Origin of the sequence: Cutibacterium sp., assembly GCF_030525615.1 — a bacterium.
In the GTDB taxonomy this organism is placed as follows: Bacteria; Actinomycetota; Actinomycetes; order Propionibacteriales; family Propionibacteriaceae; genus Cutibacterium.
Genome location: NZ_JAUNEJ010000001.1, coordinates 619,342 through 639,940 on the forward strand (window position 1 = coordinate 619,342; position 20,599 = coordinate 639,940).

At 58.1% G+C, this 20,599-nt stretch carries 20 protein-coding genes and 1 tRNA gene; 14 read left to right on the forward strand and 7 right to left on the reverse strand.

Annotation, left to right across the window (positions count from 1 at the left end):
• A complete protein-coding gene (locus Q4B98_RS02850) occupies window positions 1-1,629 on the forward strand; it encodes an HAD-IA family hydrolase (protein WP_303195280.1) in 1,629 nt (542 codons plus the stop codon).
• 76 nt (window positions 1,630-1,705) lie between these two features.
• On the opposite strand, the gene Q4B98_RS02855 is transcribed toward Q4B98_RS02850, so the two are convergent.
• The 4 genes from Q4B98_RS02855 to Q4B98_RS02870 are packed head-to-tail and all read right to left on the reverse strand — an operon-like array spanning window position 1,706 to window position 5,813.
• Window positions 1,706-2,098: a DUF3054 domain-containing protein gene (locus Q4B98_RS02855; RefSeq protein WP_303195281.1), complete on the reverse strand. Its 393-nt coding sequence runs from the start codon at window positions 2,096-2,098 to the stop codon at window positions 1,706-1,708.
• Entirely contained in the window at window positions 2,095-4,281 is a 2,187-nt protein-coding gene (locus tag Q4B98_RS02860) for a YhgE/Pip domain-containing protein (protein WP_303195283.1), read from the reverse strand. The genes Q4B98_RS02855 and Q4B98_RS02860 overlap by 4 nt, the downstream gene beginning before the upstream one ends.
• Before the next feature lie 3 nt (window positions 4,282-4,284).
• On the reverse strand, window positions 4,285-5,193 hold the full coding sequence (locus Q4B98_RS02865) for an ATP-binding cassette domain-containing protein (RefSeq protein WP_303195285.1): 909 nt from the start codon (window positions 5,191-5,193) through the stop codon (window positions 4,285-4,287).
• Window positions 5,193-5,813, reverse strand: a complete 621-nt coding sequence (locus tag Q4B98_RS02870) for a TetR/AcrR family transcriptional regulator (protein WP_303195287.1) — start codon at window positions 5,811-5,813, stop codon at window positions 5,193-5,195. The genes Q4B98_RS02865 and Q4B98_RS02870 overlap by 1 nt, the downstream gene beginning before the upstream one ends.
• A 138-nt stretch (window positions 5,814-5,951) precedes the next feature.
• Between Q4B98_RS02870 and prcB the strand changes: the two genes are divergently transcribed.
• The 12 genes from prcB (at window position 5,952) to Q4B98_RS02930 (ending at window position 16,703) form a co-directional block, all read left to right on the forward strand.
• Window positions 5,952-6,791: a proteasome subunit beta gene (gene prcB / locus Q4B98_RS02875; protein ID WP_303195288.1), complete on the forward strand. Its 840-nt coding sequence runs from the start codon at window positions 5,952-5,954 to the stop codon at window positions 6,789-6,791.
• Window positions 6,788-7,465 (forward strand): proteasome subunit alpha, encoded by a 678-nt coding sequence (gene prcA / locus Q4B98_RS02880; RefSeq protein ID WP_303195290.1) that lies wholly within the window; start codon window positions 6,788-6,790, stop codon window positions 7,463-7,465. The genes prcB and prcA overlap by 4 nt, the downstream gene beginning before the upstream one ends.
• Window positions 7,425-8,549, forward strand: a complete 1,125-nt coding sequence (locus Q4B98_RS02885; RefSeq protein ID WP_303195642.1) for a prephenate dehydrogenase — start codon at window positions 7,425-7,427, stop codon at window positions 8,547-8,549. Before prcA ends, Q4B98_RS02885 begins: the two co-directional genes overlap by 41 nt.
• A gap of 43 nt (window positions 8,550-8,592) precedes the next feature.
• Entirely contained in the window at window positions 8,593-9,264 is a 672-nt protein-coding gene (gene cmk / locus Q4B98_RS02890) for a (d)CMP kinase (protein WP_303195291.1), read from the forward strand.
• Between the two features lie 64 nt (window positions 9,265-9,328).
• Window positions 9,329-10,699: a ribosome biogenesis GTPase Der gene (gene der / locus Q4B98_RS02895; RefSeq protein WP_303195294.1), complete on the forward strand. Its 1,371-nt coding sequence runs from the start codon at window positions 9,329-9,331 to the stop codon at window positions 10,697-10,699.
• A 63-nt stretch (window positions 10,700-10,762) separates the two neighbouring features.
• Window positions 10,763-10,836 (forward strand) — tRNA-Pro (locus Q4B98_RS02900).
• 133 nt (window positions 10,837-10,969) lie between these two features.
• Window positions 10,970-11,818 (forward strand): HAD family hydrolase, encoded by an 849-nt coding sequence (locus Q4B98_RS02905; protein WP_303195644.1) that lies wholly within the window; start codon window positions 10,970-10,972, stop codon window positions 11,816-11,818.
• A gap of 156 nt (window positions 11,819-11,974) precedes the next feature.
• The gene (locus Q4B98_RS02910) at window positions 11,975-13,201 is read left to right on the forward strand and encodes a homoserine O-acetyltransferase (protein ID WP_303195296.1); all 1,227 of its coding nucleotides are present in this window, start codon (window positions 11,975-11,977) and stop codon (window positions 13,199-13,201) included.
• Entirely contained in the window at window positions 13,177-13,827 is a 651-nt protein-coding gene (metW, locus tag Q4B98_RS02915; RefSeq protein ID WP_303195298.1) for a methionine biosynthesis protein MetW, read from the forward strand. The genes Q4B98_RS02910 and metW overlap by 25 nt, the downstream gene beginning before the upstream one ends.
• Window positions 13,824-14,315, forward strand: coding sequence for an Lrp/AsnC family transcriptional regulator (locus Q4B98_RS02920; RefSeq protein WP_303195299.1), 492 nt, complete (start codon window positions 13,824-13,826; stop codon window positions 14,313-14,315). Before metW ends, Q4B98_RS02920 begins: the two co-directional genes overlap by 4 nt.
• Window positions 14,312-15,859, forward strand: coding sequence for an apolipoprotein N-acyltransferase (gene lnt, locus Q4B98_RS02925; protein ID WP_303195300.1), 1,548 nt, complete (start codon window positions 14,312-14,314; stop codon window positions 15,857-15,859). The genes Q4B98_RS02920 and lnt overlap by 4 nt, the downstream gene beginning before the upstream one ends.
• A gap of 25 nt (window positions 15,860-15,884) precedes the next feature.
• The gene (locus Q4B98_RS02930; RefSeq protein ID WP_303195301.1) at window positions 15,885-16,703 is read left to right on the forward strand and encodes a polyprenol monophosphomannose synthase; all 819 of its coding nucleotides are present in this window, start codon (window positions 15,885-15,887) and stop codon (window positions 16,701-16,703) included.
• 110 nt (window positions 16,704-16,813) lie between these two features.
• Here the strand turns inward: Q4B98_RS02930 and Q4B98_RS02935 are convergent, their stop codons facing one another.
• A complete protein-coding gene (locus Q4B98_RS02935) occupies window positions 16,814-17,146 on the reverse strand; it encodes an RNA polymerase-binding protein RbpA (RefSeq protein ID WP_303195302.1) in 333 nt (110 codons plus the stop codon).
• A gap of 152 nt (window positions 17,147-17,298) precedes the next feature.
• Window positions 17,299-18,093: a glycerophosphodiester phosphodiesterase gene (locus Q4B98_RS02940; protein WP_368492282.1), complete on the reverse strand. Its 795-nt coding sequence runs from the start codon at window positions 18,091-18,093 to the stop codon at window positions 17,299-17,301.
• Between the two features lie 52 nt (window positions 18,094-18,145).
• Here Q4B98_RS02940 and pdxY point away from each other — a divergent pair, with 52 nt between their 5' ends.
• Complete coding sequence (pdxY, locus tag Q4B98_RS02945; protein ID WP_303195304.1) at window positions 18,146-19,021, forward strand: pyridoxal kinase; 876 nt, start codon at window positions 18,146-18,148, stop codon at window positions 19,019-19,021.
• Here pdxY and Q4B98_RS02950 read toward each other — a convergent pair.
• On the reverse strand, window positions 18,958-20,484 hold the full coding sequence (locus tag Q4B98_RS02950) for a UDP-N-acetylglucosamine 1-carboxyvinyltransferase (protein ID WP_303195305.1): 1,527 nt from the start codon (window positions 20,482-20,484) through the stop codon (window positions 18,958-18,960). The genes pdxY and Q4B98_RS02950 overlap by 64 nt on opposite strands.
• Between the last annotated feature and the right edge of the window lie 115 nt (window positions 20,485-20,599).

The following is a 20,599-nucleotide window of genomic DNA, read 5'->3' on the forward strand; positions in this document are numbered from 1 at the left end:
ATGTCCGCCCGCGCCTTGACTGCTGACCGTTTTGCAGCGGTCCTGTGGGACTTCGACGGGACCCTCGTCGACACAGAGCCTCGATGGGTCGAGGCAGAACTGGCGATTCTAGCCGCGCACGGAATCGTGTGGGAGACCGAAAAGGCTAGTCGCTTCACAGGTGGGCCGATGACCGACGTCTGCGAGGCGATAGTCGCAGACATTGGTGAAGAGGTAACCGTCGACGATGTGCGCCGCCAGCTCATCGCGATGGTTTCAACCTTCAACCGGGAACGTGATGTTCCATGGCGTCCGGGCGTGCTGGAGCTGCTGACCGAGATACGCGATGCTGGCATTCCCATGGCGATCGTTACCGGATCGACGTACGCCGTCGTCGAGCCGGTGCTCAAAGCCGTTCACGAGCGGTTTGGCAACCTGTTCGACACTGTTGTGACCTTCGATGACGTCACTCCGGAGACGACCAAGCCAGCTCCCGAGCCATATTTGCTGGCCGCCGAAAGGCTTGACGTGGATATCACTGAGTGCCTGGCGATCGAGGACTCCTCAAAGGGGGCAGCCTCAGCGACGACCGCCGGGGCTGCTGTGCTCACTGTCGACGGCCTGTCCGAGGCCGGTCCTGGCCCGCGACGTGTCCACCGGCCCGATCTAGCCGGCCTGTCACTGGCCGACGTGGTCACCTTGTGGCACCTCGCCAGCGAACCTGCTGCTCCGGTAGCCAATGGAGGTGGAGGAGTCCTGCGCGCCGGGGAGCGGATTACTCTCACTGATCCCAAGGGACGCAAGCACTCGATCGTCCTACAGCCCGGTGGCGTCTTCCACACCACCAAGGGGGCAGTGCGACACGACGACCTTATCGGTGGGCCTCAAGGGGTCGTCGTCACTTCCGTTGGAGGTCTTGAATTCCTGGCCATGCGGCCCATTCTCAGCGAGTTCACCGTCTCTATGCCTCGTGAGGCCGCGATTATTTATCCCAAGGAAGCAGCCCAGATCACCATGTGGGCCGACATCTTTCCCGGGGCGCGGGTACTTGAGGCCGGAGTCGGGTCTGGTGGATTGTCGATCCCGCTACTGCGCGCCATCGGGCCGAACGGACATTTGTATTGCTACGAGAGGCGTCAGGATTTCGCGGACGTCGCGCGGAAAAACGTCGAGTCCTTCTACGGTGAGGTGCCGTCAACCTGGGATCTCAGGGTCGCTGATGTGGTAACCGGAATCACGTCAGAGCCGATCGATCGCGCGGTTCTGGACATGCTTGCTCCGTGGGAGTGTGTCGAGACGGTCGGCAAGGTGCTGGTTCCAGGCGGGGTGTTGTGCTGTTACGTCGCGACCACAACTCAGATGGGGCGAGTAATGGATACTCTTCGTGCTGATGGGGGTTGGACTGAGCCTCACGCAACCGAAACAACAACCCGCGACTGGCACGCCGAGGGTTTGGCCATCCGTCCGGCTCACGGCACGACGGGCCACACCGGGTTTCTGGTGATTTCTCGTCGTCTTGCCCCTGGTGTGATGGCACCAATGCGCAAGCGTCGACCTGCCCCCGGTGCCTACGGCCCTGACTACCACGGTCCTCGTCCACGCAATATCACTGAACACGACCAGTGGCGATTGCCGAAAGAAGAGAAATAGTTTCCGGGGTCGCACCATCCTCGTAGCGCAGCGAGTGTGAACGCCGATCCCGGCGGATGATTCCCGTCGGCCCTTGTCACACCCGCTGCTTATGACGACGTAACGACCTAACTCCAATCAATACGGCTCGCCAACCGATGAGAGTCAAGGCCAGGAAGCTTGCCGCCACGATGATGAAGGGTACGGCTATTCCTTGGTCCGTGAAGTAGCGAATCCCCATTCCAACGATGAGAGTTGACGCCCACACGACCAGTCCAGCCACCCACCGCTGTGCCGGAAAACGAGCCGTCACGACGATGACCCATCCCACGGCCAGACCGAAAACAAACGGGGTTCCGGTTCGCAGCAGGCCGCCAGGGGAGAGGGCCTCCCCGTGGCTGGCCCGTCCAATTGTTGCGAAAAGGATCACGCACACGATGTCGGCGACAAGGGTCCTCCGTACCAAGGGCGATGCCAAGTCGTCATTCATCGCGGCCTCACTGAGAAGGCGAAGTCAGCCGTCGAGGTCGAGGTAATCATCGGCGGGTGCAGGTCACGCATACGGAATAGCTTATGACGATAGACAAGGCTCAAGGTGATGATCGTCGAGATGATGAGAATGCCACCTTGGACAGCGAATCCAACCGCCATCGTCGACATCGGTCCACCTGATATGAGGACGCGGAAAGCATCAACGGAATACTTCATCGGCATGACAACGGCCAACTTCTGGTAGATCGACGGCAACATCGTCACGGGGAAGGTTCCGCCACATGTTGGCAGCTGCAGCACCAAAAGGATGAGGAAGATAGCTGTCTGAGGCGAACCAAAAATAAGCCGCATCCAGAAGGCCAGCATCATCCACGCCAGGGATGTCAATGTGACAAAGCCTAAGAAGTACCAGGGGTGGACGGGATCCAATTCCAAGGCCAACCAGACGCCGAGGGCCATCAGGTAGGAACCGGTCAAGGCGATGATCGCAGGTGGGCCGAAGCCGACGAGTGCGATTGACAGGGAATTAGCTCTACCCGTCATGGCGCGACCAGAGAAGGTACGCACCACGAGGAAGGTCGAGATACAGGCAATCCACATTGCGATGGAGAAGAACATCGGTGCCAGACCGCGACCGTAATACTCTGCGGAGTGGAGGACGGTCTGTTCGACGTCGACCGGGGAGCTCATGACATCGGCCAAGTTGGTGCGCTGGTCGTCTGACAAGCCCGGAATCTGTTTCGCTCCGCTGTCGAGACCCTGATGAAGCTGAGTCGCGCCCTTGGACAGGGTGTCAGCGCCAGCCTTGAGCTGCCCGAGACCGTTGCTCAACTGCATGACACCAGACGCAATTTCCGGAGCCTTCGCAGTAATGTCTCGGCCGGCGTCAGTGGCATTGTTGACGGCTTTATTGAGGTCGTTTGCAGCTGAATCTGCGGTGTCCATAGCCCCGTTGATCGTTTCGAGACCGTTGTTGACCTGCTGGGCGTCCTTGTTGAGTCGATTTATCGCAGCCTTGGCATTGTCTGCTAAGGTGTCTGCATTTTGCTGATTGAGGCTGAGGTTCAGGCCAGCTGAAATGTTCGCGACCGCCGCAATGTTGGATGACACGGTCGTCGTTGAACTTGCAGCGCCATTGATTTGCTTAACCAATGCGACGTAATCAGGGTCATCGGCAAGTTCGGGATGTTTAGAAACAAGCGCGGACGCCTTATTTCCTGCTGCGTTCACATCGTGCTGAATGGCAACCACAGACTTTCCATTAGGATTCTGTAGAGTTGCCGTCGCGGAGACAAGATTTCCGGCTTGCTTCTGCAAATTGGGAAGGTTCTTCGTTACATTGTTGATGAGCGGTATCATCGCTGAATTGACAGCCTGAGTATCAGCCATGACGCTTTGTGCAGCGCCGGTAATGGCCTGGGCACCTGCCCGAGTCTGGCCTACTGCCGCTGATGTCTTGGCAGCTGCTGAATCAGCATTTGCCAGCGCTGAATTGACCTTGTTAACGGTTGCAGTGGAGTCTCCTAGTGCCTGGGTGGCTCCCAACACCTTGGTGTTCATTTCGTTGACACCAGCATTGAGAGTCTTCATGCCATCATCGATGGATGCTGATCCCTCAGACGCTTTCGTTAACGAATCCTTGATGACGCCGAGGTTGACGAAGAGGGCATTGAAGTAGGTCTCGGACACACTTTGGTCCAGGGCCTGTTCGAGAGCTGTCTGAACCTGTGAGGTCAGCAGACCAATAATGAATCCGTTGGCATCGTCACGATGGAGTTTTAGAGTTGCACGAGCTGGTTTGAAGTCGCCAGCCGATACAATGCTGGACGAAAAGTTTTCAGGAACCTCGATCACCATAAAGTACTCAGCGTCACGAAGGCCATCATAAGCCCTGTCCTCGTCGGCTCCAAGGAATTGCCAGTCGAATCGTGGGTTTTCCTTCAGGGTGTCTTGGAATTGTTTGCCACCTTCGATGGTTTGGCCATCGAACGTAGCTGGCTTGTCATGGTTGATGACCGCAATCTTTATCTTGTCGGTATTGGCATAAAGATCCCAGTTGGCATGAAGATAAATTCCACCATAGAGCAGTGGAATAATGAGGATGAAGATAAGGCCGAGCTTGGAGCGTCCTTTGAAACGCCGGAACTCGAACTGTACGAGTCTAATAAACCGAGTCAGCATGCGTTATCTCCGAGAGGAGTCATCGGGACGGTAAATTTCCGTCGCTGGGTTGTTTTCGGGGTCATTGATATAGGCAGGTTGAGGTTTGGTGTCGACCTCAGTTTCAGGGTCTTCTTCTTGACCGTCGAGGGGAATCTGTGTCACCACGGGGGTTGTCGGACCAAGAAGATCACTGTCGACATCGTTGTTCCCGTGGATGTCTGTGACGACATGAACGCGGTTGTGGGCCGGCAATTCAACATCGAGGGAGCCAGGCGGGGCCATGTCGTCATCCACTGTTGCGGCGATGATGGTCGAGTCGTCGAGCTGAGTGAGCTTGGAGAACATCTCGAATAACAATCGCTGCTGGTTGTGCGGGACCATGACGTCCGCGTCGTCAATGACGACGACCTTCGTCTCCTTCAGCATGGCCAGAGCCACCGAAGCGACAGCGCGCTCTATGGCCTCAAGCTGCTCGAACTCGCAGGATCGGTCAATGCGGAAACCGACGATTTCCTCGATCTGACGCACCCTGCTTTCGGCCGTCTTGAGGTTCACAGCGTCGAGGTGGCAGCGCTCGGCGACTGACTCGTTGAGAGTCAAGCGATCTTCCGGGACGACATAGTCGGCGATACGGGCTACGGAGGTGCGCTGGATTGCGCGATAGGGCTCCGCGATCGCGTCTATGCCATCGATAATGAGGGTTCCTCGGGTCCGGCGGAATCGTCCACACAGTGCGAGCAGCAGGGCCGACTTTCCGGCACCGGCTGGGCCATGAATGACACCAAGCTGACGCGGTGCGAGGTCCATGTCAAGAGGTCCGAAGATCATCCCTTGCCGTCCCTGGGCATTCAAGTCTCGAGCATGGAGAACGACTCCCGAGGCGTCCTCAAGAGCCTGGGTGTCGACTCGAGGACGTTTCGAGAAACGCATCACTGAAGAAACCCCCTGATCGAACGTTCAATGACGTCGGTGATGACCTGTTGATCGATGACCGCGCTGGCCACGGAGAACTCCAAGGCAAGCACGTTGACCAAACTGAGAACCACCACGGCCAGACTGCGTGGGTTGGCAGCCTCTGCGGCCTCGACGCGATCAAATACACCGTACTCGGTGGCCATATCGACCAGCTGAGCGATCCGCTGTTGCTGCAGCTTCGCGTACGCCTCAGCAATCTCGTCGTCACGGCGCGCCAGAGCGCGGAACTCAGCGAGAATGACCTGCCATGGCGCATCCTCCAAAAGGATTTCCGTAAGCTTCTCGCTGATTTGCCTCATGATCTCGTCAGGATTACCGCCACTCGACAAGATGGGGGAGAGAGCATCGACGACGTCCCTCTCGCCATGGGCAAGCCTGTCAGTACACACCTGACCGAAGAGGTCGGGTTTTGAACCAAAGTTCGAATACACGGCCCCTTTGGTGAACCCGGCATCTGACGCGATACGACGCAGACTAGCGCCAGCGTAACCGTCCCGTTCGAAGTTTTCGGTAGCGGCTGCGAGTATGCGTTTTCTGACCTCATCGCGATGAGGTCTTTCCACTGCGGTAGGCATCACGTCGTCCTCCAGGAGAGCAAAAGCACCAAAGGCAGTACCACTGGTATCGGATAACGATGGTATCCGCATGAAGGTCTGTGCCCAAATCGGTCAGCTAGGCTGGAAATCCCGAGTACATGTGTAACGAGGAGGGTCATGCCACTGCCGCTGTCCGATCTCGATGAGGATTACCTCACCTCGAGTACACCCACCGATTCGTTCGCCTTGTTGCTCAGGCGTGTGGCGCCTGAGCTGCTCCCTCCGACGACGGTGGACACCAGCGTTCCAGAGCTGTTGAGGCATGGTAGAACAGCATTGGCCATCCGTTGTAGCGGTGGAGTGATAGCTGCTGCTGACCTCGGATCTGCGATGACGAGGCACCCAAACCAGCGAGATATTGACCGAATTCTTGGTACCGATGACCGCTGTGTGATCGGAGTTGCAGGAGCAGCTGGTCTGGCCGGGGAGATGATTCGCCTGTTCCAAGCTGAGGTCGATCATCTTGAAAAGATCCAAGGGCGACGTATCAGCATGGACGGTCGAGCCGCGAGATTGTCAAGCTTGGTGCGCTCGAATGGCACAATGATGGCTCAGGGTATGGCTGTGACGCCGTTGCTGGCTGGGTGGGATGATCTCGCTCACCGGGGACGCATTTTTTCCTACGACGGAACCGGGGGACGTACCGAGGAGCACGCCTACGCCTGCGTGGGATCAGGGACTCTGTTCGCCACCGGCGTTCTCAGTGACGGTTACCGCGTGGGGATGGATCGCGACGAGGCCATCATGCTAGCTATTCGAGCTCTTCACACCGCCATTAGTGATGACACCGCCTCCGCCCGCTCCGGGCCTGATTTGTCTCGTGGTCTTTACCCAACCGTTGCCTATGCCAATTCCACTGGCGTCACCCGAATCGCGACCGATGAAGTTGCCATGTTGGCGAAAAGGGTTGTCGACGACATCACTGCTGAAACCGACCATCAGGAGTCCCAGTCATGACGGTTCCGGCATACGTTCCTTTGAGCCAGTGGGTGGCTGACAGGGCCAGTTTCGTATCTGATTCCATCCGCGACGGGGGCGACGGCGTTGTCCTCGCTCGTTGTGCCCACGGCATTGTTTTAGTGGCCCGTCAAAGCGGAGCGCATCTTCCCAAGGCTATGAGGTCCATCTCCGAGATCCACGATCGGCTTGCCTTTGCTGCAGTGGGGTTGTTCCACGAAGTTGAGGATTTACGGGTAGCAGGTATTCGATTCGCAGATTTGCGTGCGTTCGCCTATGACCGGCTTGACGTTACTGGCAGCAGTTTGGCAAGTATGTACTCTCGAACCATTGGCAAGGTATTTGCTCTCCCCGAGGTCAAGCCTTACCAGGTTCAGGTGGCCGTCGCAGAACTTGGTCTTGTCCCGTCCGAGGATCGTTTCTACACCATTGACTATGACGGGAGTGTCCGCGTCAGTACCGACCCCGTTGTGATGGGGGTGGCTTCTGAATGCTGCGTCGATCTGTCGGACGATGCGACGATTACTGAGGTCATTCGTATTGCTGGCAGCATTCTTGACACTGAGCCGGTGAACCTCGAAGTGGGGTTACTTGATCGTCATGCTTCGACCCGACGCCATTTCCGTCGTCTCGATGCTGTTACCGTATTGGAGGCCGACAGTGACGAATCCTGAGGGGGTTTCCCCAATCCTGGGAGGCCCCGTTCTCATCGTTGGCGCCGGACTCATCGGTGCGTCAATCGGGAAGGCCCTTGTCGCCGCCGGTGTTGACGTCCACTTATGGGACATCGATCATAGCAACGCGCTGGTAGCTGCCGGGCGTGGCGCAGGCCAGCTGGACGGTCTCGACGATGCTGCATATCGCATTGTCGTAGTAGCGACCCCGCCATCTGCTGTGGCTTCAACCATCGTTGAACGTCTGAACCGCCACCCCCACGCCGTCATCACGGACACCGCGTCGGTCAAGGGGGCGATTTTCACCGAGCTTACTGACCTCGCGGCGGGCCAGGATGTCGACCTCGCCCGCTATGTCGGTTCTCACCCGATGGCTGGTACCCAATACGCCGGACCGTTGACTGCTTCTGACGAACTCTTTGTTGATCGCACGTGGGTTGTGACACCGCGCACCGACAATCGATACGACGATGTGAAGCAGGTCGTTGCCCTGGCTCAGGTATGTGGTGCTCGTGTGGTGAGTATGGATGCCGGCGAGCACGATCGAGCGGTCGCTGAAGTGTCCCATCTTCCTCACCTCATGAGCATTCTTACAGCGGCCAATCTGCGCCATGCTCGTGCCGAACATCTCAGGCTGGCTGGATCAGGTATCCGTGATGTCACTCGAATAGCGCGGTCCCAGACGGCCATGTGGCGTCAAATCCTCACCTCTAATCGCACCGAGGTACGCAGTCAGCTGGAAGCCATTCGTGACGACCTCGACGATCTGCTGTCTCGTTTGGACGACCCGGACCGTCTGGAAGAGTTCCTCGGAGTTGGTCAGTCGGGGGCGCGCAAGATCGCCGGTAAGCACGGTCACCAGATGATGGAGACGACCGCCGTCGTGGTTGAGATTCCCGATGCGCCGGGTGCCTTGGCGAAGCTGTTTGGCGACGTTGAAGCTGCCGGGGTCAACGTCGAAGACCTGTCGGTGGAGCATGACCCCGCTCGCGAAGTTGGTTTCCTATCCATCGATGTCGCCCCGGATCGTGCTGAGCAGTTGAGGGTGTCAATGCGCAATCATGGCTGGTCGGTGCGATCGTAACCGTTGTCTCATCTCGGACTAGCTTCGGAAAGGTAAGCAGAACGTGTCAACCTCGCCTCTTGTCATCGCCATTGACGGGCCCAGCGGGTCCGGCAAGTCTTCGACCTCTCGTGGGGTTGCCAATCGACTCGACATGGCCCATCTCGACACTGGATCGATGTACCGTGCGGTGGCGTGTCGCGTCGCCCACCTCGGAATTGATCCGAAGACCAACCCACATGGTGCGATTGACGTGGCTCGCACGTGCCGTCTGGATATCGACACCTGCGCCTCTAACGACCTGGTTGTCATTGATGGCGAAGACGTCACCGAGGAGATTCGGCGTCCGGAAACCAGTGCCAACGTGTCTGCGGTGGCGACGATTCAGCCCGTTCGTGATGCCCTCACGGCTCGGATGCGCCAGATCGCAGCTCAGTGCGGACGCATCGTCATGGAAGGGCGCGACATCACCACAGTGGTGTGCCCCGACGCCCAGGTGAGGGTGCTCCTGGTGGCTGACCCAGCTGTCCGGATTGCCCGACGTCAAGCCGAGCTGGGAGAAAAAGTCGACATGGACCAGGTCATCGACTCGATCGTGCGTCGCGACCGTGACGACTCGACGGTGTCAACCTTTGAACAGCCTGCTTCAGGAGTGACTTTGCTCGACTCCACTCGTCTCACTTTGGAGCAGGTCATCGACGCCGTTATCGATTTGGTTCCTCAGTCGCTGCGCTGAGCCGCATTTGGACCGGTCTCAGAGCGTGTACCGTTGTTCAGTCGCCTAACAGGAGTGTGTCCTCATGCCCGATTCGCCCGAGTTCCTTGATGACCCCCGCGACGGCATCGAGGAGGCCCTTCCGAAGCCTGTTGTTGCTGTCGTCGGACGTCCCAATGTAGGTAAGTCCACCCTTGTCAACCGCATTCTTGGGCGCCGAGCGGCTGTCGTTCAGGATGTCCCTGGCGTGACTCGCGACCGGGTGTCATATGACGCTGAGTGGTCCGGTCGTCAGTTCGTGCTCGTCGATACGGGTGGTTGGGCTTCTGATACCTCCGGGATGGCAGCCATGATTGCTGAGCAGGCTGAGTTGGCCATCTCGACAGCCGACGCTGTTCTGTTCGTAGTTGACGCCAATGTCGGGACGACCGATGAGGACGAGGCCGTCGTTCAGGTACTGAGGCAGTCACGCAAGCCCGTCGTGGTAGCAGCCAACAAGGTTGACGATGTGCGCGGCGAGGCCGAAGCGGCAACGATGTGGAATCTGGGATTGGGAGAGCCCCATCCAGTGTCCGCCGTGCATGGACGTGGTTCGGGTGATCTGCTTGACGCGCTCATCGACGTGCTGCCGGAACGCCCTGCCAGCCACGAGACGCCAGGCGGTCCGCGCCGTGTCGCTATTGTCGGAAAGCCAAACGTCGGTAAGTCTTCCTTGTTGAACCGACTGGCCCGTCAGAATCGTGCAGTAGTTTCGGATGTTTCCGGTACGACCGTGGACCCGGTGGACGAGCTTGTGACTGTCGGCAGCACGCTGTACCAATTCATTGATACTGCTGGCCTTCGCAAGCGGGTTAAGGCAGCCTCGGGGCACGAGTACTACGCCTCCCTGCGGACTCAGGCCGCCATCGAACGCGCTGAGGTGTGTGTCGTCGTCATTGACGCCTCTCAGCCGATCAGTGACCAGGACCTGCGCATTCTCACCATGGTTGAGGAGGCTGGGCGTGCGATGGTCATCGCTTACAACAAATGGGATCTGACCGACGAGGAGCGTCGTCGATATCTAGAACGCGAGATCGAACGGGATGTGCAGGCCTACACCTGGGCTCCGAGGGTCAACATTTCTGCTCTCAAAGGCCGTAACGTCGACAAGCTTGAGAAAGCCATTGAGACGGCTGCCGAGGGTTGGGAGACGAGGATATCGACTGGCAAACTCAACTCCTTCCTCGGGCGTCTGGCGGCCGCCCATCCACACCCGGTGCGTGGCGGCAAACAACCGAGAATCCTCTTCGGCACCCAGGCCCACAACTGTCCGCCCACTTTCGTACTGTTCACCTCCGGGGTGTTCGACCACGGGTACGTGCGGTTCATCATTAGGCGGTTACGTGAGGACTTTGGTTTTGCCGGCTCGCCTGTGCATGTTGAGATTCGTCCGCGCCAGAAGCGCAACAAAAAGTGACCGATTTGGTTGGGAGAGCAGAAGTACGCTAGCGTACATCTTCGGATCGCCTAGAGATCCAATCGGGCTGTAGCGCAGTTTGGTAGCGCACTTGACTGGGGGTCAAGGGGTCGCAGGTTCAAATCCTGTCAGCCCGACAAGTGTTTAATGAGGACCTAAATCCCAGCTAGGTGTAGTTGCGCATGACGTTGCTCCCCACAGGCGTAAGCAACATCATGACCAACTACACCTAGCCATAGCTATCGGCGTCACTATCCTGATCGGGTGGATATGTTGAAGCCAACTCCGTTTCCTGTACCCGCCGATGATCTACAGCTGGTCATCTCTGACATGGACGGCACCCTTCTTAACGACCAGGGAGACATCCCGACCCAATTATGGCCACTGTTGGAGATCATGAAAGATCGAGGCGTCGTTTTCGTGCCGGCCTCCGGACGCCAGTACACGACACTCTCCACGATGTTCCATTCCCGTCTCGACGGTATGCCGATCATCGCGGAGAACGGCACTTATGTCGTCCGGGATGGTGTTGACGTCTCTTCGTCGATCATCGATCCCAATCTTTGTCATGAGGTGGTTAAAGAGGTCAGGAAGCTTGCCAACGATGGGCAGAATGTCGGTTTAGTTGTTGCTACCAAATCCGTCGCCTATCTGGAGCGAGGAGATGATCCTTTCGTCTCTCATATCGCCACTTACTACCACAGCCATACCGTTGTTGATGACCTCACCGAGCACACCGCTGACGTCATCAAGTTGTCGATCTATGACTTTGGCGAGGCCTCGGACGTCACCTACCCGAGCATGCAGAGGATTGCGCGCGCCCACCAGGTCATCCTTGCGACCCCGAATTGGGTCGACATCATGAATCCGGGCGTGAATAAGGGCAGTGCGGTGGAAGCCGTGCAGGCCGATCTTGGTGTCACCCCGGCTCAGACTGCCATCTTTGGTGACTTTCTCAATGACCTTGAAATGATGTCGTTGGCAAAGTGGTCCTTTGCGATGGCCAATGCCCATCCCGATGTCATCAAGGCTTCGAACTACGTGGCTCCGTCGAACAACGAAAATGGCGTCATCACCGTCCTTGCCCAGCTACTCGGTGTGAATGCTCCTGAAGGCTGATTGCAGGGCATTTCCGCACTTGCGGTCAAGCGATTAAGAGGGCTAACTGCCGATGACTTTGACTTTGGTGTTAACGCGCATGGCAAATTCTAGACAGCTCAGAGCGCAGCGGTCTGTCGTTATCATATGGTGGTCGCAACGCCGAGAACTGGCAGAATGGTCATGATGTCACCGCGTATGCCAGCACCCAGAACCAGCCCGGAAGGCCCCGGAGTAGGAATCGTCGAGACCCAGTACGCGACGGTCGCCACCCCTGATGACCCGCTCCATTTGGTTGCGGGGGGCTGCCTTGACCACGTCACCGTCGCCTACGAGACGTACGGCACTCTCAACGCCGCCCGTGACAACGCGGTGTATATCTGTCACGCTCTCACCGGAAACGCCCATGCGGCTGGTTTTCACCCAGGAGCAGACCGCCCAGGGTGGTGGGACAACATAATTGGTCCGGGACGCGCGATCGACACCAATCGCTTCTTTGTCATCTCTTCTAATTTGCTGGGCGGTTGTTCAGGTACGACCGGGCCGGCTTCGATCAATCCAGATACCGGGAAACGCTGGGGACTGGATTTTCCCCAGATCGACATGCACGACTTCGTCGAGGTGCATTTACGACTCGCCAAGCACCTGGGTGTGGACCATTTTCACACTGTTGTTGGTGGCTCGATGGGCGGTATGCAGGCTCTCGACTGGTCGTTGACGCACCCGTCAACCCTTGACAACGCCATCATTATTGCCTCGTCGAGCGGATTAACGGCTCAGAACATCGCCTTCTCAGCGGTCGGACGTGAGGCAATTCTGCGAGATCCGGCTTTTGCTGATGGAGCCTACGATGACGTTCGCCCTGACACCGGATTGTCGATCGCGCGGATGCTCGCCCACATCACCTACCTGTCCGAGGACGCGTTCGCGGAAAAGTTCGGTCGTTCTCGTCAGTCAGGATCGGTAGAACGCGGATTCGGCATCAACTTCGCCGTCGAGTCCTACCTCGATCACCAAGGAGAGGCTTTCCTCACTCGATTTGACCCCCTCAGTTACATCTACCTAACTCGGGTCATGGACTACTTCGATCCCTTTGGTCGGGCCGGTGCTACCGACCTGCTGGTGACAGATCCCGTCAACTTCCTCATCATCTGTTTCGACACCGACTGGCGTTTTTCTCCGGCTCACTCTCGTCGGATTGCCCGGCATCTTGAGGGCGCGGGGCTACCGGTGAGTTTCGCGACAATCGCGTCATCATGGGGCCATGATTCCTTCCTGCTGAAGCTTGATCCCTATCACGACCTGGTCAGGGCCTTCCTGACCGCTGACCGGCTTCCGATGGGGGCATCGCAGCGGGCACCACACTTTGACGGCCATCTTTGCACCAGGGAGACAACGCTGTGACACTTCGTCCTGACCAACGCATCATCACAGCCCTGGTGCCACCTCGTTCCCGCGTCCTTGACCTTGGGTGTGGAGACGGTTCCTTGCTTCGTCACCTCATCACCACACGACAATGCTTGGGCACCGGGGTTGAACTCGATCAATCTTCCCTCATCACTGCAATGTCAGCAGGTGTCCCGGTATTGGGGATGGACCTCAACGAGGATCTGGGGGAGTTCCATGACGACTCCTACGACGTCGTCATCTTGTCACAAACTCTGCAGGCGGTCGTCTCGCCTGATGTCGTACTTGCGGAAATGGCGCGTATCGGCACCTTGCTCATCTTGTTGGTACCAAACTTTGTCTATTGGCGTAACCGACTCAAGATCATCAAAGGCCGTATGCCGACCTCCCACGATCTGCCGTACTCCTGGCATGACACTCCCAACCAGTCATATTCGGGTGTGGCGGACCTCGAGGATTGGTTTGCCGAGTTCAATCTGGAGATCGTTAAAAGGGTGTGCTTAGACGGTAAGGGTCATCCATCCCGGGTAGCATCTGCGTCACCAAACTTGCTCGCTGGATCCACCATTCACGTGCTGAGATCCCACTGGGTTGAGCCGGGTACTGGGAGGAGCGACTCATGACCAAGCACCACGACGAGGACGACGAGGACTGGTCGCCAACTTTAGAGGCCACTGATCGTCATATCCTCAGCTTGTTGGAAGAAGACGGGCGGATGTCGTGGACCGAGCTCGGACATCAGACGGGCTTGTCCACCTCGGCTGCTCAGCAGCGTGTCAAGAGGCTTGAGGCTAAAGGAATCATTCGGGGCTACCATGCCGCCCTCAACCTAGAAGCCATTGGCGCTGGTATTACCGCTTTTATCTTCCTCAATCCCATTGATCCTGAAGAGGACGACATAATCCCCGACATCTTGAAGACGTTCTCGGAAGTGCGAGGCTGCCACTCCATCGCCGGTGCAGCTTCTTATCTGGCGCGAGTTCAAGTGCCGAATACCAGTCACCTCGACCAGCTGCTCAGCCGTATCCGCCGGCAATGCCACTGCGGAACGGAGACGGTTGTCGTCCTCGACACGATGTTTGACGAACTCGGCATGTTGGGAACCCGGTGACGCGCGGCTCCCACCTACCGCGCTCGGCCTGGCTGCGAGGTCTGGCCGCAGTTGCTGCTGGTGCGGCCACCGGGACCGGATTCCAACCACTCGATTGGTGGATTCTCGTCATCCCTGGAGTCGCCGCACTCATAGTGCTCGTACGGTCCACGACGCGACGCGCTTCAGCTGGTCTGGGGTATCTGTATGGGCTGGGGCTGTTCTCAACCACCATTGCGTGGGTTGGAGTCATGGGTCCGCCGGTGGCGGTGCTTCTCATAGCGGTCATGGCGTTGTGGTGTCTGCTGGCTGGGTGGGCTATCCGCGAGGTCGAGACGCTGCCAGGCGCACCCGTATGGCAGGCTGTGGTCTGGGCGGCGACCGAAGTCGGTGCCGCCGCCGTTCCGCTTGGTGGTTTCGGCTGGATACGACTGGCTTGGACCGTCGTCGACACTCCGTGGGCTGGAGCCTTGAGATGGGCCGGAACGGTGGGGACGAGCTTTCTCGTCGCGATGGCTGCAGCACTCATGGCACGTGTCGTGGGCGCCCGTGGAAGGTCGCGAATTAGCAATGCCGTAGGACTTGTGACCGGACTCCTTGTGGTGACTGTCTTGGCAACGGTGTCAGGAGTAGTGGCGACGCGCGGAAGCGATGACGACAGCATTCGGGTTATGGTCGTCCAAGGGGGAGTGGACGGCACCGCTGGTCCCTACGCCATGGGCTATGCCCGCTCTGTGACTGACAATCACCTGTCTGAAACGATCATGGCGGTCGCCGAACAACGTGCCTCGGGAAAGAGCGCACCCGACATGATCTTGTGGCCGGAGAACTCGACTGACATTGACCCGATTCTCGACTTCGAAAGTCATCAGATCGTGATGGGAGCACTGGCCATTTCACAACGACCGATCCTGGTAGGTGCCGTGACAGACGGCCCCGGAGATGACGAGCGGCAGACGACATCGATGTGGTGGCCGTCGTCATCGCCCACACCAACGTCGATCTATCACAAACGCAATCTAGTGCCATTTGGCGAGTGGATTCCTGCGAGGTCTTTCTTTCTTCCACTCATTCCAATCTTGGGCAATATTGGCCGGCAATCCGTTCCAGGGACGACACCAGGGGTTCTCGACTCCACGATCTCTGGCACAAAGACACCGGTCGGTGTGGTGGTCTGTTTCGAGGTGGCCTACGACGACACCGTTGCTGACACCATTCGACATGGGGCCAGGATTTTGGCCGTACAGTCAAACAATTCGTCATTTATCAACACAGCCCAAACTCCCCAGCAATGGCAGATCACCAGAGCCCGAGCCATCGAAACCGGCCGACACATCATCGTGTCAACGACGAACTCCTTTTCTGGCTTGGTGAATCCAGATGGGTCAGTAGCCTTGCGTACTCAAGAAGGAGGGCATACCAATTTCACGGTGACGGTGCCATTAGAGTCAGGGCTGACGCTGGCGGTGAGTATGGAGAGATGGCTGCGAGCGGTCGTTGTCGGTGTAGCTGCCGGAACGGTGATGATGTCGGTGATTCGCCGGCACCGCGATATGCTCGCATGAGTAAGCCACAACAGATCGGAGAGGGATGTCCGCCACCGACACTGAGGTCCGGCTCGATAAGGTCCTCGTCATCATTCCGACCTATAACGAAGCGGAAAATGTTGAGACGATTGTCGCGCGCACGCGTCGCGCCAATCCGCAGGTCGACGTTCTCGTCGCCGACGATAATTCTCCCGACGGCACCGGAGAGATCGCTGACCGACTTGCGTCCGCCGACGACCATGTTCACGTCATGCACCGCAAAGGCAAGGAAGGCCTTGGTGCCGCCTACCTTGCTGGATTTCACTGGGGTCTTGACCGGAGCTACGACGTCCTCGTTGAGATGGATGCCGACGGTTCCCATCAGCCTGAACAGCTGCCGCTCCTTCTTGAGGCCTTAAAACATGCCGACATGGTTAAGGGATCTCGCTACGTCAAGGGTGGATCTGTCGTGAATTGGCCGAAATACCGCGAGTTCATCTCACGTGGTGGCGGCCTGTGGACTCGGATGTGCTTGGGAATCCATGTCAAGGATCCCACTGGCGGATTCAACGCTTTCCGCGCACATACGCTGCGAACCATTGGCCTGGATGAAGTTGCCTCAGCCGGTTACTGCTTCCAGCTCGATCTGACCTGGCGTACCCTCAAGAAGGGTATGACCGTTGCCGAGGTGCCGATTGAATTCATCGAACGCGAATACGGCAACTCCAAAATGAGCAAGGAGATCGTCGTCGAAGCCCTGCTTCGTACGACCTTGTGGGGGGTTGGCTACCGGTCTCACCAGCTCAAGGATCTTGGCCATGTTGCTCTTGAGCGGGCTGAACAGGTTGCTGGCGAGATCAAGGAACGTCGGTCAAAACACTGACACCAATGAGACCCTGATGTGCCCCGCATAGAGTTCTATGCGGGGCACATCACGCTAGGTCAAACTGCGCGTGACCTGGATCCTCAGATCTACTCGAACTGAACAAGGATTTAATCTTCCTTTCGGATTTCCTCCAGTCTCTCGGCAAGCAGCTCTTCGAGTTCGGGAATCGACCGACGCTCAGTCAGCATGTCCCAGTGGGTCCGCTGCGGTTTTTGCTTCTTGCGCTGAGGATCAGTGCCGTCACTTCGCAACGCCTCGGCGCCACAGCGCGGGCACTCCCACAGGCTCGGTAGATCCGCCTCGATCGAGAAAGTGAGATCGAAGTGATGGCCATTCCGACAATCGAAGCCGATTTCTTGGCGTTCGGCCATCTCAACGCCCTCTTCGTCCTCGAAGCTCTTGGATCCCAACCCCATGCCTCGCAGTGCGCGGTCGGCCATGATGCTCCCTCCTGGTCATAGGCGTCAGGCCCTGGTTGGGCCGCCATCTATACGTCCAGCTTCCCACAACCCACAAAATCCGGGAACAGAATCGGATTTCGGCACGAGGTGGAACGTCTCGATGACCGGATGACCACGCACGCCGTTGCGGCTCATCGCGGGATGAGGGTCGGGGCATCCTTGGGCTGGTGAATGCGCGCGAACTCGCACATGAGGTCGGGCCGATCCGTGACGATCCCGTCGACCCCCATGTCCATGAGCTCTCGAGCTTCGGACACTTCGTTGACTGTCCAGACGTGAACGGCCCGGCCCACACGATGGGCGGCGGCAACAAAGCTCGGTGTCACCAAGGGAATACCGTAACGACTCACACGATGGGGAACCTGGTACGCGTCTCCTCGCGTATTGGCCATCTGAAAGGTGCTTGGTGCGATGATGGCCCACCCAACTCCGACGGGTCCCACTGCGGTCGCGGTGGGCTGGCAGGCCAATCGGCGAAACTTTCGGATTCGATTACTGCTGAAAGAGGCGATGCAGACTCGGTCCCAGGCGCGGTGCCGCGAAAGAACGTCAATGAGGGGCATGGTGGCGTTGTCATGCTTGATGTCAATGTTGATGAAAGACTCTGGAAAAGCGTCCAGGATGTCATCGAGGGTGGGAATCGGTTCACCTCCAACGCTGGCTCGCTTGACCTCACGCCACGGCGTCTTCGCAATGGCACCACTGGAGTCGGTAACCCGGTCGAGAACGGGGTCATGAAAGGCCACGAGGACACCATCGCTGGTGGCGTGGACATCAGTTTCAAGATGAGTGCAACCCAGATCTACCGCATGTCCAAAAGCCGCCAGGGTGTTCTCAATTCCCTTGTTAATGGCCATGCCTGCGCCGCCTCGATGAGCGAGGACGGTGAACGGATGTTGGCAATATGGGTAGTCACTAGCTCTCACAGCTATCCATTCTGCCTTCTCGCGATCCCCATGGCAGCTACAGTGACCACACATGAGCCGCACTGTCTTGTCTTTGCAGTCCTATGTCGTTCAGGGAACCGTCGGAAACAGTATTGCGATTCCGATGATGAGTGCCATGGGCATTCGAGCATGGGGACTGCCGACGGCGCTGCTGTCCAATCACAATGGTCGTTCCAGTGTAGCCGGTGTCCCGATCAGTGCCGATCAGATTAACGGCATTGTTGACGCCGTTGACTCCAACGGCGAACTCAAGCATGTCGACGCGGTGCTGTCGGGCTACCTCACACCTCTCACTGGTCCTGCCGTACTGCGAACTGTGGAGAAGTGCCGAAACCACCGCCCCGATACCATGTGGGTGTGCGACCCTGTCATGGCCGATATGGACAATGGCCAGGTGAGGGTGTACGTGCCCGCTGACACGGTGGCTTTTATAAAAGAGGCGGTTGAGGACGCCGATGTGCTTGTACCCAACATGGCTGAACTCGGCATCCTGACCGACACCATGCCACGCACCATTGACGAGATCGTCGCAGCTGCTCGCAGCCTTACCGGACCAAGACTCGTCGTGGTCACGTCGGTACCGTATCGTGACGAAGGTCACGACGAGCTTGCCATGGTCGCGATCACGAAGGAGAGGGTCATGATGACCCACGGACCCTTCATCGACCGCCATTTCAACGGTGCGGGCGATCTGACGACGGCAGTCCTGACGGAGCAGCTCGTCGTAGGGGAGTCCTTGGGATCTGCTCTCGGTAAGACTGCCGGGGTCGTTCATGCCGTCCTCGAGCGCACCTCGAAACATCCCGGTGACGAGTTGGACTGGTCGCCCGAGGACGTGTCCGCTCAGCCGTGGAAGACAGAGATCTTGGCTCCCAGCGCCCCAAGCCGAGTCGGCAGGTCTTCATAACCACGGTTAATCATGTACACGTCTCGCAGGGTTGTTTCACCGGAGGCCGCCAGGGCAGCCAGCAGCAGGCAAACCGCAGGGCGCAGAGCTGGCGGACAGATGAGTTCACGACCGCGCCAGCGTGTCGGTCCACGCACGATAAGCCGGTGCGGATCAAGAAGTTGAACGTCGGCGCCGAGCTTTCCCAGATCAAGCAGGTGGATGGCTCGGTTTTCGTAGCACCAGTCGTGAATCAGGGTCTGGCCTTCAGCTTCGGCTGCGATGACGGCGAAGAAGGGAAGGTTGTCGATGTTGAGGCCTGGGAAGGGCATGGGGTGAATCTTGTCGGCCACCGCACGCAGTTCACTCGGGCGAACCGTGACGTCAACCAACCGAGTGAATCCGTTGTGGGAGACATATTCGGGCGACAGGCTGAAGTCCAGTCCCATCTCCGAGAGAATCGCCAACTCAATTTCGAGGAACTCGATGGGGCAGCGGGTGATCGTCAGCTCGGATTTGGTGACGACCGCCGCTGTGATGAGGCTCATGGCCTCGATTGGATCCTCCGATGGTGCGTATTCGACGTCGACGTCAATGTTCTCGACGCCACGGACACGCAGGGTCGTGGTACCAATTCCCTCGATCTTGACACCGAGCTGGAGTAGAAACACGCACAGGTCCTGAACCATGTAATTCGGACTGGCGTTGCGTAGCACTGTCACACCGGGAGTTTGGGCGGCTGCAAGCAAAGCGTTCTCGGTGACGGTATCCCCGCGCTCGGTGAGGACGATGTGACGTTCCTTGACGCTGCGATCCGTCACGTGACAGTGGTAGAAGCCCTCAGTGGCTACGACGTTAAGCCCAAAAGCTCGCAGTACCTGCAGGTGAGGCTCAACGGTACGGGCGCCCAGGTTGCAGCCACCGGCGTAGGGGAGTTTGAACGAATCGTAGAACCTCATCAGCGGGCCGAGGAACATGATGACGCTTCGGGTGCGACGGCCAGCCTTGATGTCCATGTCCTCAAGGTTGAGTTCAGCGGGACGAATGAGGGTGAGATCGCGCTCGTCCTCGGACCATTCGTAGCTGACGCCGATCGAGGTGAGCACTTCGAGGATGCGATTGACCTCCTCGATGTGAGCAATCCCGCGTAATACGGTGCGGCCACGGTTGATAAGACAACCACACAGCAGGGCGACGGCGGCATTCTTTGAGGAACGTACCTCAATAGAACCCGCTAGCTGATGGCCGCCTTCGATGCGGTAGTTCATCGTGCCACTACCAGGCTTAGTGATAATGGGCGACTCGAGCGCCTCAGCGATACGGTTGATGTATTCGAGTGACAGGTTCTGTGTGCCTGACTCAACCCGGTGGATGGCGCTCTGGGAGGTCTTGAGGAGTTCCGCCAATTGGTTCTGCGTCATGCCACGCTGCTTGCGGGCGTCGCGGATGAGGCGACCGACGGCAGCCGGGGTGATGTTGTCCACAGCAGATCCTTTCGACGGGAACAAGTCTTTCGTCAAGGATATATCAGATCTGAGTTGAGACCATGGGGGAGGGAGGCCCTGTCATCACCGAGCGGACACTGTTTAATGAGACCTT

Coding starts and splice junctions, on each gene's coding strand:
- der (WP_303195294.1), top strand. CDS start 9,329: ATGCCCGATTCGCCCGAGTTCCTTGATGACCCCCGCGACGGCATCGAG.
- Q4B98_RS02920 (WP_303195299.1), top strand. CDS start 13,824: ATGACCAAGCACCACGACGAGGACGACGAGGACTGGTCGCCAACTTTA.
- prcA (WP_303195290.1), top strand. CDS start 6,788: ATGACGGTTCCGGCATACGTTCCTTTGAGCCAGTGGGTGGCTGACAGG.
- Q4B98_RS02905 (WP_303195644.1), top strand. CDS start 10,970: ATGTTGAAGCCAACTCCGTTTCCTGTACCCGCCGATGATCTACAGCTG.
- Q4B98_RS02935 (WP_303195302.1), bottom strand. CDS start 17,146: ATGGCCGACCGCGCACTGCGAGGCATGGGGTTGGGATCCAAGAGCTTC.
- Q4B98_RS02855 (WP_303195281.1), bottom strand. CDS start 2,098: ATGAATGACGACTTGGCATCGCCCTTGGTACGGAGGACCCTTGTCGCC.
- Q4B98_RS02865 (WP_303195285.1), bottom strand. CDS start 5,193: ATGCGTTTCTCGAAACGTCCTCGAGTCGACACCCAGGCTCTTGAGGAC.
- Q4B98_RS02860 (WP_303195283.1), bottom strand. CDS start 4,281: ATGCTGACTCGGTTTATTAGACTCGTACAGTTCGAGTTCCGGCGTTTC.
- Q4B98_RS02910 (WP_303195296.1), top strand. CDS start 11,975: ATGGTCATGATGTCACCGCGTATGCCAGCACCCAGAACCAGCCCGGAA.
- Q4B98_RS02930 (WP_303195301.1), top strand. CDS start 15,885: ATGTCCGCCACCGACACTGAGGTCCGGCTCGATAAGGTCCTCGTCATC.
- Q4B98_RS02850 (WP_303195280.1), top strand. CDS start 1: ATGTCCGCCCGCGCCTTGACTGCTGACCGTTTTGCAGCGGTCCTGTGG.
- Q4B98_RS02870 (WP_303195287.1), bottom strand. CDS start 5,813: ATGCCTACCGCAGTGGAAAGACCTCATCGCGATGAGGTCAGAAAACGC.
- pdxY (WP_303195304.1), top strand. CDS start 18,146: ATGAGCCGCACTGTCTTGTCTTTGCAGTCCTATGTCGTTCAGGGAACC.
- prcB (WP_303195288.1), top strand. CDS start 5,952: ATGCCACTGCCGCTGTCCGATCTCGATGAGGATTACCTCACCTCGAGT.
- Q4B98_RS02885 (WP_303195642.1), top strand. CDS start 7,425: ATGCTGTTACCGTATTGGAGGCCGACAGTGACGAATCCTGAGGGGGTT.